Annotated in this window: 11 protein-coding genes and 1 tRNA gene; 8 read left to right on the forward strand and 4 right to left on the reverse strand. The window is 64.1% G+C overall.

What is annotated here, in order from left to right; translation table 11 throughout:
- Positions 1-139: 139 nt before the first annotated feature.
- The 4 genes from C8N32_RS14295 to C8N32_RS14310 form a co-directional block, all read right to left on the reverse strand.
- Positions 140-216 (reverse strand) — tRNA-Arg (locus tag C8N32_RS14295).
- 66 nt (positions 217-282) lie between these two features.
- The gene (locus tag C8N32_RS14300) at positions 283-1,668 is read right to left on the reverse strand and encodes a sensor histidine kinase (RefSeq protein WP_107893659.1); all 1,386 of its coding nucleotides are present in this window, start codon (positions 1,666-1,668) and stop codon (positions 283-285) included.
- 25 nt (positions 1,669-1,693) lie between these two features.
- The gene (locus C8N32_RS14305) at positions 1,694-3,106 is read right to left on the reverse strand and encodes a dihydrolipoyl dehydrogenase family protein (protein WP_107893651.1); all 1,413 of its coding nucleotides are present in this window, start codon (positions 3,104-3,106) and stop codon (positions 1,694-1,696) included.
- Positions 3,103-3,825: a TVP38/TMEM64 family protein gene (locus tag C8N32_RS14310; RefSeq protein ID WP_107893652.1), complete on the reverse strand. Its 723-nt coding sequence runs from the start codon at positions 3,823-3,825 to the stop codon at positions 3,103-3,105. The genes C8N32_RS14305 and C8N32_RS14310 overlap by 4 nt, the downstream gene beginning before the upstream one ends.
- A gap of 224 nt (positions 3,826-4,049) precedes the next feature.
- On the opposite strand from C8N32_RS14310, the gene rpmH reads away from it, so the two are divergent.
- The 8 genes from rpmH (at position 4,050) to yihA (ending at position 10,626) form a co-directional block, all read left to right on the forward strand.
- Complete coding sequence (gene rpmH, locus C8N32_RS14315) at positions 4,050-4,184, forward strand: 50S ribosomal protein L34 (RefSeq protein WP_005980833.1); 135 nt, start codon at positions 4,050-4,052, stop codon at positions 4,182-4,184.
- A 20-nt stretch (positions 4,185-4,204) separates the two neighbouring features.
- Positions 4,205-4,615, forward strand: a complete 411-nt coding sequence (gene rnpA, locus C8N32_RS14320) for a ribonuclease P protein component (RefSeq protein ID WP_107893653.1) — start codon at positions 4,205-4,207, stop codon at positions 4,613-4,615.
- A complete protein-coding gene (gene yidD / locus C8N32_RS14325; protein ID WP_107893654.1) occupies positions 4,612-4,842 on the forward strand; it encodes a membrane protein insertion efficiency factor YidD in 231 nt (76 codons plus the stop codon). The genes rnpA and yidD overlap by 4 nt, the downstream gene beginning before the upstream one ends.
- 52 nt (positions 4,843-4,894) lie before the next feature.
- Positions 4,895-5,764, forward strand: a complete 870-nt coding sequence (gene ttcA, locus C8N32_RS14330; RefSeq protein ID WP_107893660.1) for a tRNA 2-thiocytidine(32) synthetase TtcA — start codon at positions 4,895-4,897, stop codon at positions 5,762-5,764.
- 55 nt (positions 5,765-5,819) lie between these two features.
- Entirely contained in the window at positions 5,820-7,364 is a 1,545-nt protein-coding gene (locus C8N32_RS14335; protein WP_107893655.1) for a GGDEF domain-containing phosphodiesterase, read from the forward strand.
- A gap of 63 nt (positions 7,365-7,427) precedes the next feature.
- Complete coding sequence (yidC, locus tag C8N32_RS14340) at positions 7,428-9,239, forward strand: membrane protein insertase YidC (protein ID WP_107893656.1); 1,812 nt, start codon at positions 7,428-7,430, stop codon at positions 9,237-9,239.
- Positions 9,236-9,979 (forward strand): MOSC domain-containing protein, encoded by a 744-nt coding sequence (locus C8N32_RS14345; protein ID WP_107893657.1) that lies wholly within the window; start codon positions 9,236-9,238, stop codon positions 9,977-9,979. The genes yidC and C8N32_RS14345 overlap by 4 nt, the downstream gene beginning before the upstream one ends.
- Positions 9,976-10,626 (forward strand): ribosome biogenesis GTP-binding protein YihA/YsxC, encoded by a 651-nt coding sequence (gene yihA / locus C8N32_RS14350; RefSeq protein WP_107893658.1) that lies wholly within the window; start codon positions 9,976-9,978, stop codon positions 10,624-10,626. The genes C8N32_RS14345 and yihA overlap by 4 nt, the downstream gene beginning before the upstream one ends.
- Positions 10,627-10,784 lie beyond the last annotated feature (158 nt).

Here is a 10,784-nt window from a genome sequence, read left to right on the forward strand (position 1 = left end):
GCCTAAAGATCTAGCGAAGCATCACGTAAGGGGGGGCGAACCGGATACTCGCGGTTCATCCACAATCATCCGGTTCGTGGTGATTGGGTCAGTTTATGACGTAAAAGCCAATTTCGTCTGACGTTCTACAGATGTGAAATGGCGCGCTGGGGAGGATTCGAACCCCCGACCCCTTGATTCGTAGTCAAGTACTCTATCCAACTGAGCTACCAGCGCGTGGGGGTGTCATCTATCCCCCTGCCCTGGGCTTTGCAAGGGGGAAATCTCGTAAAATCCGGAATTTCACAGATCCGCCCCTTTCGGCAAGCGGATTACGAACGCCGTGCCCTCCGGGCCGGTCCGCTCCAGTTCCAACCGCCCACCATGACCACGTATCAGTTCGGCGGAGATCGCAAGTCCCAGCCCGGTCCCGCCCTTGCGCGTTCCGCCCTGGAACGGCTGGAACAGATGTTCGCGCGCCTTCGGCGGCAGGCCGGGGCCGGTATCGGAAACGTGGATCTGCCATTCGGATACATCTTCGTCAGCGCGGATTCCGATTTCTCCGGGTTTGCCGGTGACGGCAATGGCCTGCCGGGCATTTCGAATCAGGTTCGTCAGAACGCGGTACAATTGTTCGGGGTCCGCACGCAGCAAAAACGTCGCGGGGATGTCCTCGGCAAAGCTGATGTCTTCTTCTCCTGCGGCAAGGCGTTCGCTCTCCACCACATCGCTGACCAACTGTGCAAGAACCACCCGGTCCAGCCGGGGTGAAGGTTCCTCCGCCTTGCCGAAGGCCAGGGTCGTTTCGCAGAGCGAAATCGCGCGGCTGACCGCCCCCACGATCTTCGGCACGGACCGCTTGACCGAGGGGTCTTCGCTTTCCCCGACACGGTCCGCGAAAAGCTGCGCAGTCGTCAGGATATTGCGCAGGTCATGGCTGATCTTGGCCACAGCCCCGCCCAGCTGGGCCAGGCGCTCTTTCTGGCGTAGGGCGCCGGTCAGTTCCGTCTGAAGGCTTTGAAGGGCGGTTTCCGCCTCGCTGAGTTCGCGCACGCGGGCGGTTGGGGTGATAATCCGGCGCGTATCCTCCGGAGCCTCGGCGTAAACCTGCATCGCCCGCACAACACGCTTGATCGGCAGAACCAGCAGACGCTGTACCGCGAGAAACAGCAACAGCGCCGTAAGGATCGAGATCACGGCCGAAAGCAACAGAATGCGCAGGCCATACTCGATCATTGCCGCCCGCAACGGGGCGGTTTCCAGGGTAACCTCGATCAGTTGACCGCCCTCGCGGACGGGCTCCCCGATAACCCGCACGATCCGCGGCACAGGGTCCGCCAGCCGGCGCAATGCGTCGGGAATCAGCGTCATCGGCCCGGCATTGCGCAAATCGAAGGTCGCCTGCACCGGGGACGGAATCGGGGAAGACAAGATCAGTTCCCGCGCCTGATCCCGGCGCAGCACCACGTTGAAAACGCCCGCGTTACGCAAAAGCTCGGCCTCCAGCCGTTCGTCGATCATCTCGTCCGAGGCCAAAAGCGCAAGCGAGGCGATCTGCGCCCGCTCCAGCCGGGACAGCAGGTAATCCTCCCGGAAGCGGGCGACCGAGGGCACAAAGATCAGCACCTCCGCCAGCATGACGAAGGCCACAGTGAGTAACAGAAACCGCCCCGAGAGCGAGTTGACGATCATGGCGCCCCTTGTCCGCACGCGGTCAGGGCAGCGTCCCCTGCACGATCCGCACCGCGCGCTTAACCCAGACATTTTCAAACAGTCCGGGGATGAAATAAGCACCCGCGGCCCGCTTGTTAAGTTCGGCCAATGTCGGATACGGTGCAATCATATTGGTAACCGCAGATATTTTCAGCCGGTTGGCCAGCACCAGGGACCACACCGCCGCAAGATCCCCCGCCCCCTCACCGACAAGGGTCGCGCCCACCGGGCGCCCGGCCACCACCATCACCTTCACGAACCCTGCGGTCCTGCCTGCGGTTACCGCACGGTCGTTGCCCGCGTAATCCGCCCGGGCGATGCGCAGCCGCGCCCCGTGCAGGCGGCGCGCCTCGGCTTCCGTCAGGCCGACCTGTGCCATCTCCGGGTCCGTGTAGACCGCGCGGGGCACCTGCGTGGCACGGGCACGGGCGGGCAGGCCGAACAGGATCGGACGAATCACCACCGCCGCATGATATCCCGCCGCATGGGTGAATTGCGCCCGACCGGCGGCATCGCCGATGGCATAAATGCGCCGGTTGGTGCTGCGCAGATCATCGCCCACCTTCACCCCGGCGGGCGTCGTCTCCACCCCCGCGGCGGGCAGGTTCAGCCGCTCCAGAACCGGTTTGCGCCCGACCGCCAGCAACAGATGCGTGCCTGTCACCGGGCCGGCCCCGGTTTCCACGGTGATGGCCCCGGCCTGCCCGGAAACGGCGGTGACAGGGGTCTTCTCACGCAGGTCGACCCCTTCCGTGCGCAGACGGTCCAGAACCGGCGCGACGGCCTCCGGATCCTCCCGGCTCAGGGCGCGGGCCCCCTCGATCACGGTGACCCGGCTGCCCAGGCGGGCGTGGGCCTGCGCCATTTCCAGCCCGATCGGCCCCGCCCCGATGACAAGAAGATGCTCGGGCCGCTCCCGCAGATCGAAAAGCGTCTCATTGGTCAGGTAAGGCACATTTTCCAAACCCGGAATCGGCGGAACCACCGGGCCCGACCCCGTGGCGATCACAAAGCGCCGGGCGCGGATCGTGTTCCCCCCGGCCTCCAGCATGCGCGGGCCGGCAAAGCGCCCCCACGCCCGGATCACCCGAACGCCAAGCCCCTCGAACCTCTCCACGCTGTCATGGGGGGCGATGGCGGCAATGATGCGCGCGACATGTTCCATGACCACGGCATACGCCACTTGCGGAGTACCGGGCGCAACCCCGCAGCCCCCCGTGCGCACCGCATGCGCCTGCCTTGCCGCCGCCAGCAATGCTTTTGAGGGGACGCAACCGTAGTTGAGACAGTCCCCGCCCATCCTGTGCCCTTCCACCAGCACCACGCGCGCGCCCATCTGCGCCGCCCCCGCCGCCAGTGACAATCCGCCGGAACCGGCCCCGATAATGCACAGATCGGTTTTGATGCGTGTCATGTCAGGTCCTTTTCCCGGCGCGCCCGCAGCACGATCGGCAGCGCCGCCAACACTGCCAGCCCCATGATCGGGCCGAGGATATAGGGTTCGAAGATGATCGAGAGATCGGGCGTTTCCCCCCGGGAAAAGACCTCCCCCAACCCGACCCCGACCCAAGTATAAACCAGTGCCCCCGGAATGATCCCCAGAAATGTCGTGGCCGCGAACCGGCCCAGCCCAACCCCGGCGAGCGCGGGCAGAAGGTTCGCCACGAAAAACGGCACCACCGGCACCAGCCGGAGGAGCAGCAGTACGGGAATCTCGTTCTCGCGCAATCCCGCGCGCAGACGCTGCGCCCGTGGCCCGGCCATATCCAGCCCGGCGGCCGTGCGCTGGGCCAGCCCCCAGCGCACGGCGAGAAAGATTGCGCAGGCCCCCAGCGTCGCGGCAATGACATTGAACACCACGCCCGGGAAAAGACCGAACAGAAAGCCCCCCGTCAGGGTCGCCACCGTCGCCCCCGGCAGGGAAAACGCCACGATCAGGGCATAGGCCGTCATGAAACCCGCCGCGCTGAGGACGTAATTGTCATCGCGCAGCACCAACAGCGCCGCCCGGTTTTCGGCCAGCGCCGCGAACGACAGCTGATCGCGCAACATCACCGCCCCGGCGCAGGCAAAAAGCACGATCATCAGGATCGGCACCAATCGCCGGTGCCCTGTCCGCGGGTCTTTTTTCATCTGTGGCCTCCCGTATCTTTCTTGGCACGGGCCAGGCTGCGATGTAACCCTCCGGCGCGGGAAGTCACGCAAGCGTCACACAACGTGCACGGCAGGGAGGGAATCCGTAAAAACCGGCAGGAGTGAATTGACTTCGCACCGGCAACCCCCTAAAGGACGGGCTTCGAACACTTGGGGCCTTCGAATCCGTAGGGGTTTGGGCCGCACCTGACGGAGCAAGCGCGATGAAACGCACCTACCAACCCAGCAACCTTGTCCGCAAGCGCCGCCACGGATTTCGCGCGCGCATGGCCACCAAAGCGGGCCGGAAGATTCTGAACGCGCGCCGCGCGCGTGGCCGCAAGTCGCTGAGCGCGTAAGCCTCAGCGAGCCAAGGGTCATGACACCGCCGGGGGCAGATGTGGCAGGCAGCGCGCCGGAGGTCACAAACAGGCCCCCGGCGGTTTCTTCATGTCTGCATACTCTCACGAAACGGGCCGATTTCCTGCGTGCCGCCCGCGCACAGCGCCAGGGCACGGCGGGGTTCATGTTGCAGGCCCGCAAGCGCCATGACGATGGGATCGCCGGCATCCGCGTGGGGTTCACCTGTTCCAAGAAGGTCGGCAATGCCGTCGCCCGAAACCGCGCCAAGCGCCGTCTGCGTGAAGTGGCCCGGCAAGTTTTACCCGCCTGTGGCCGCGACGGATGGGATTACGTCCTGATAGGCCGGCGCGATGCCACGGCCACCCGCCCTTTCGAAGCCCTCCGGGACGACCTGAGGCAGGCCCTGCGCAAGGTGCACGCACAATGACGCCGCTTGCCCGCCTGTTTGCCTTGCCGGTCCGGGCCTACCGGCTGGTGCTCAGCCCCTGGGTGGGGTTCAACTGCCGCTATCAGCCGACCTGTAGCGCCTACGCCCTGGAGGCCCTGGAAAAGCACGGGGCCTTCAAGGGGGGATGGCTGGCGGCACAGCGGATCCTGCGCTGCAACCCGTGGGGCGGCTGCGGCTATGATCCGGTCCCCGGCGAAAAGCGCTGAATTGCCCGTTGCGCCTGAAACTGGCATAAAGGCGCCGCAACAGGATGACCCCATGTTCGACACCGCCGACGACATTCACCCGCTGTTTCACGGTGCGCCTTCGGCGACCGAATTCAAGAAGCTGCGCAAACGGATCATCCGCCAGACCCGCGAGGCGGTCGAGCATTACGGCATGGTGGAACGTGGGGCGCGCTGGCTGATCTGTCTTTCCGGCGGCAAGGACAGTTACACCCTGCTGGCCGCGCTTTATGAACTGAAATGGCGCGGGCTGCTGCCGGTGGATCTGCTGGCCTGCAATCTCGATCAGGGGCAACCGGGGTTTCCAGCCACGGTGCTGCCGGAATTTCTTGAGAAAATGCAGGTGCCCCACCGGATCGAGTACCAGGACACCTACTCCATCGTGATGGACAAGGTACCCCAGGGACGCACCTACTGCGCCCTGTGTTCGCGGCTGCGGCGCGGCAACCTTTACCGCATCGCGCGTGAGGAAGGGTGCAGCGCCGTCGTTCTGGGCCACCACCGGGACGACATCCTTGAAACCTTCTTCATGAACCTCTTTCACGGCAGCCGCCTGGCGACAATGCCGCCGAAGCTCGTGAACGAGGATGGCGACCTGTTCGTTTATCGCCCTCTTGCTTTCGTGGCCGAAACCGATTGCGAAAGATTTTCCCGCGCGATGAACTACCCGATCATTCCATGCGACCTGTGCGGTTCGCAGGATGGATTGCAACGCCAGCAGGTCAAGCGCATCCTCGATCAGTGGGAGGCAAACCACCCCGGACGCCGGCAAAAGATGTTTCGCGCCCTGATGAACACCCGCCCCAGCCACCTGCTGGACCCGGCGCTGTTCGATTTTGTCGGGTTAAAACGGAAAACCGGGAAAATTACTGAAAATTCAGGGGAAATCCCTCTTTTGCGTTAACCGGACACTGGCAAGACGGCCCCTAGGCTCCTCTGAAATCAGATGGAGCCCGCCCATGCCCTCGTTCATCCGCCCCCTGACCACAAAGCGCCTGCGGGACCTCGTCACCAATGCTCCGGCTGCGGCGGGCCTGACTTCGGTGGGGGTGTTATGCGCTTTCTGGCTTGGGGGCGAAGGGGCGCTGGTGGCCTCGGCGCTTGGGCTGCCCGTTCTGGTGTGGCTGCGCCGGCCTGCCCCCCCTGCCTGCGTTTTGCCGCCACCGGACCCGCAAACCGGCCTGATCCTTCGCGACGCTGTGCTTCGCGAACTCGACGCCCGGCTGGCCAGCGCAGCCCATACGGGACTGCAAACCGCCTGCCTCGCCGTCAGCATAGAAGGGCTGGATCAGCTTGAGCCCCGCCACGGCAGGAGCGCGCGCCCAGAGATTTTGCGCCAGATCGCGGCGCGGGTACAGACCGTGATGCGTCAGGATGACGTGGTTGCCCGGCTTCCGAACGGATTCGCAATTGTCATGGCCCCGGTTCCGCGCGCCGATCTTGAAACCCTGATCCAGCTTGGCGGGCGATTGCTGAGCGCATTGCGTGCGCCGGTCCCGCTTAGAAAGGACAGCGCCCATCTGCAAGGCTGCGTGGGCTTCTGTCTGCCATCAAGCGCCCCGGCGCCGGGGGCGGCGGCCTTGCTGGAGGCGGCGGAACAGGCGCTCAGCCGGGCGCGGGATGCCGGTCCGGGCAGCATGCGCGCCTTCGTACCGGACCTGCCCGCGCCCCCCGCCAATTTGAATTTGCTGCAACAGGACGTCGCATTGGGACTGGAGACAGGCGCCTTTCGTGCGTGGTTCCAGCCGCAGATCAGCACGGAAACCGGCCACATCACCGGGGCGGAGGCACTGGCGCGCTGGAACCACCCGGAGCGCGGGCTGCTCTGCCCCGGCGCATTCATGGACGTGATTTACGGGGCGGGCCTGTCGTGTCGCCTGGGGGAGGAGATTCGCTTTCACGCCTTTTCGGCGTTGACCGGCTGGGATCGGGCAGGCCTCAATATCCCCCGCGTTTCGGTGAATCTCAGCCCCGAGGAACTGCGCGACCCGGACATTCCCGGGCGCATCGCATGGGAGCTTGACCGTTTCGAACTAACGCCGGGGCGGCTGGGCATCGAGGTTCTCGAAACCGTCGTCACGAATACCGGGGACGAGGTGACCCCGCGCACGATCTCCGATCTTGCCCGCATGGGCTGCATGATCGACCTGGACGATTTTGGCACCGGCAACGCCGCCATCCCGGCCCTGCGCCGGTTTGCCCTGCACCGGCTCAAGATCGACCGTTCGCTCATCGCCAATATCGATACCGACACCCACCAGCGTGAGCTCGTCGCGGCAATCCTGTCGCTGACAGACCGGCTGGGCCTGGAGACACTGGCCGAAGGGGTCGAGACACTGGCCGAGAATGCCGTTCTGGCCGGGTTGGGATGCAATCATGTGCAGGGCTATGCGCTGGCGCGTCCGATGCCATTTGACGGGTTTCTGGCATGGGCAACACGATATCACGAAAAACTTGCCCGTTCTGCCCATCCCAACCCCTTGTGCGGCGGGAAAACGACTTGACCTTGCAAGCCCCAGTCTGTTGAACCACCGTGACCTTTGAACAAGGACAGGTGGCCGATCCAAATGGACGATCAGAACAAGAATCTCATTCTCGCGTCTGCGCTCAGCTTTCTGGTGATCCTCGTCTGGTTCCTGCTGTTCCCGCCGGAAAACCCGACCCCGGTCGAGGGCGAGACACAAAGCGCCGTGACGTCGTCCGAAGCGCCCCCACCCGAGGTCGCGGCCGCGCCGCCCTCTGCCAGCGCGCCGGTTCAGGCTCCGAACCTGCCGGACGCAAAGGCGCCACGCCTTGCCATCGAAACGCCGCGCCTGAAGGGGGCCATCTCCCTTATGGGGGGTCGAATCGATACGCTTTCGCTGAGCAATTACCGCGAGACCCTGGACGACGCCTCCCCCAATGTCCGGCTGCTCTCGCCCGTGGGAAGCGGGAAACCCTATTACGCGCTTTACGGCTGGGCGCCCGCCGGGCAACTCGGCTATGAGGACGTGCCCGGAGCGAACACGCTTTGGACGGTCGAAACCGGCCAGTCACTTGGCCTGGGCCGCCCGGTCACCCTGCGCTGGGAGAACGGAAAAGGTCTCGTTTACCGGCGGGAGATCTCCGTTGACGAGAACTACCTGTTCACGGTCAGGCAATCGGTGGAAAACACCACCGGCCAGACCCTGCGTCTTGCGCCTTACGGCATCGTCGCCCGCCATTCCGAGCCTGACACGATCGGGTTTTTCATCCTGCATGAAGGCGTCGTGCGTCAGCTCGACAAGGAACTGGAAGAGATCGACTACGACGACATGCCGGACATGGATGTCGTCCCCCGCGAGGCCGCCCGCGCGGAAATCGCGCAGGTCGAACAAAACGGCTGGATCGGCTTCACCGACAAGTACTGGATGACCGCGCTGATCCCGCAACCCGGTCAAGCGTTCACCTCGGTGGTCAAATATGTCGACGAGGCGGACATTTATCAGGTTGAAACCCGCCTTCCGGTTCTGACTGTCGCCCCCGGCGAAACCGCCGGCGCCGAGACCATGCTTTTTGCCGGGGCGAAGGAATGGGAAACCATCCGCAAGTACCAGAATGAAAACGGCATCTACCGCTTTCTCGACTCGATCGACTGGGGCTGGTTCTTCTTCTTCACCAAGCCGATCTTTGCGGTCCTGCACTGGCTGAACGGGGCGCTCAGCACGGCGGGCATCGCCGGCAGCATGGGTTGGGCCATTATCGGCCTGACCATCCTGATCAAGGCGCTTCTGCTGCCGCTGGCGTACAAATCCTACTCCTCCATGGCGAAAATGAAAGAGCTTCAGCCCGAGATGGAGAAGATCAAGGAGCGCGTCGGCGACGACCGCCAGAAACTCCAGATGGAGATGATGAACCTGTACAAGAAGGAAAAGGTGAACCCTGCCGCGGGCTGTCTGCCGCTGCTGGTTCAGATCCCGATCTTCTTTTCGCTGTACAAGGTGATCTTCGTCACAATCGAACTGCGTCACGCCCCCTGGATCGGCTGGCTGAAAGACCTGTCCGCGCCCGACCCGTCCTCGATCCTGAATCTTTTCGGGCTGCTGCCCTGGGGGGTACCGGAAGCGGGTTCGATCTTCGCAATCTTCTCGCTCGGGGTACTGCCGATCCTGCTGGGCATTTCGATGTGGCTTCAGCAAAAGCTGAACCCCACGCCGACAGACAAGACCCAGGCAATGGTCTTCGCCTGGTTGCCGTGGATATTCATGTTCATGCTGGGCGGGTTCGCCAGCGGGCTGGTGCTCTACTGGATTGCGAACAACACCATCACCTTCATCCAGCAATATGCGATCATGCGCAGCCACGGCTATAAACCGAACGTGTTCGGAAATATAGCCGACAGCTTCCGCAGAAAAAAATGACCACACTTGCCGCGATCTGGCGCCATCCCCTGAAGGGGCATGGCGCCGAGGCGATCCAGACGGTGACGCTGGCGACCGGGCAGACCCTTCCGTGGGACCGGACCTGGGCCGTTGCCCACGAAAAGGCCAGGGTCGACGGCGGGTGGGCCCCGTGCGCAAACTTTCTGCGCGGGGCGAAGGCCCCCGCGCTGATGGCCATCCAGGCACGTCTGGACGAGGCACGCGCCGCCCTGACGCTGACACATCCCGACCGGCCTGACCTGACCTTCCGCCCGGACGAAGAGGCGGCCGCATTCCTGGACTGGGTTTCCCCCCTGATCCCGGCGGGTCGCCTGCGCCCTGAAGGCATCGTTCGGGTGCCGGGTCGGGGGATGACCGACACGCCCTACCCATCCATCAGCCTCAACAGCCTTGCCTCCCTGCGCGATCTGTCCGCGCAAACCGGACAGGAGATGTCGCCTTTGCGGTTTCGGGGAAACCTTTGGCTGGAGGACCTGCCCGCCTGGGCGGAAATGGGGTGGCAGGGCCGCCGGGTGCGGATCGGCGGCACAACCTTGCAGGTGCGCACGCCCATCGGTCGCTGCATGGCCACTGCCGCCAACCCAGATACCGGCCACCGCGACGCCGACACGCTGGGAGTGCTGCGCCATCACCGGGGGGGGCAGGATTTCGGCATCTACGCCGAGGTGATAGGCTGTGGCCGGATCAGCGTCGGAGATTCTGTCGAGGTTTTGCCATGACTTTGACCTTTCCTCTTGCCGAAGCAGCAGATGCGCACGCCGCCGAAGCCGGGCGCAAACTGTTCGCGGGGCCGGTCGACTTCTTCAAGGGCGTTGTGGCCATGGATGGCCTGCCGCCCGCCGACCGGACCGAGGTGTGCTTTGCCGGGCGCTCCAACGTGGGCAAGTCCAGCCTGATCAATGCCCTGACGGGTCGTAACCGGCTGGCGCGGGCTTCCAACACACCGGGCCGGACTCAGGAAATCAATTTCTTCACCCTGGGTGAAAGCCGCTACATCGTGGACCTGCCCGGTTACGGGTATGCCGAGGCGCCGGTGGCCGTGGTGGAAAAATGGCAACGCCTTCTGAAAGCTTACCTGGCCGGGCGGCAGACCCTGCGCCGGGCCTTCGTTCTGATCGATGCCCGTCACGGCATCAAGACCGTGGACGAGGACATCCTGACGCTGCTCGACAAATCCGCCGTGCCGTTCCAGGTGGTATTGACCAAGGCCGACAAGGTCAAAGCCAAAGACCAGGATCGGGTGCTGGCACAGGTGCGCAGCGCACTGGCCAGCCACCCCGCCGCCTTCCCGGAGATGGTGCTGACCTCTTCGGAGAAGGGCGAGGGCATCGCCACCCTGCGTGCCATCATCGCCGGGATCGTCTGACCCTAAATCGTTTTGCATTTAATCTGAGGCATATCCGGCAGTTTTGAGGAAGTTCCAGCACTTTTGCGGGTCGAACATCTCGCGGATGTCTCCGAGGGCCCGGAACAAGGTGTCGAAGGGTCTGGCACCCATGCGTCTCAGGTGGGCCTTGAGCTTCG

It is taken from the genome of Rhodovulum imhoffii, from assembly GCF_003046545.1.
GTDB lineage: Bacteria > Pseudomonadota > Alphaproteobacteria > Rhodobacterales > Rhodobacteraceae > Rhodovulum > Rhodovulum imhoffii.

What these genes read in the sequence shown, in the direction of transcription:
- rnpA (WP_107893653.1), top strand. Translation starts at nt 4,205, where the DNA reads ATGACACCGCCGGGGGCAGATGTGGCAGGCAGCGCGCCGGAGGTCACA.
- yihA (WP_107893658.1), top strand. Translation starts at nt 9,976, where the DNA reads ATGACTTTGACCTTTCCTCTTGCCGAAGCAGCAGATGCGCACGCCGCC.
- C8N32_RS14310 (WP_107893652.1), bottom strand. Translation starts at nt 3,825, where the DNA reads ATGAAAAAAGACCCGCGGACAGGGCACCGGCGATTGGTGCCGATCCTG.
- C8N32_RS14335 (WP_107893655.1), top strand. Translation starts at nt 5,820, where the DNA reads ATGCCCTCGTTCATCCGCCCCCTGACCACAAAGCGCCTGCGGGACCTC.
- ttcA (WP_107893660.1), top strand. Translation starts at nt 4,895, where the DNA reads ATGTTCGACACCGCCGACGACATTCACCCGCTGTTTCACGGTGCGCCT.
- C8N32_RS14345 (WP_107893657.1), top strand. Translation starts at nt 9,236, where the DNA reads ATGACCACACTTGCCGCGATCTGGCGCCATCCCCTGAAGGGGCATGGC.
- rpmH (WP_005980833.1), top strand. Translation starts at nt 4,050, where the DNA reads ATGAAACGCACCTACCAACCCAGCAACCTTGTCCGCAAGCGCCGCCAC.
- yidD (WP_107893654.1), top strand. Translation starts at nt 4,612, where the DNA reads ATGACGCCGCTTGCCCGCCTGTTTGCCTTGCCGGTCCGGGCCTACCGG.
- C8N32_RS14305 (WP_107893651.1), bottom strand. Translation starts at nt 3,106, where the DNA reads ATGACACGCATCAAAACCGATCTGTGCATTATCGGGGCCGGTTCCGGC.
- yidC (WP_107893656.1), top strand. Translation starts at nt 7,428, where the DNA reads ATGGACGATCAGAACAAGAATCTCATTCTCGCGTCTGCGCTCAGCTTT.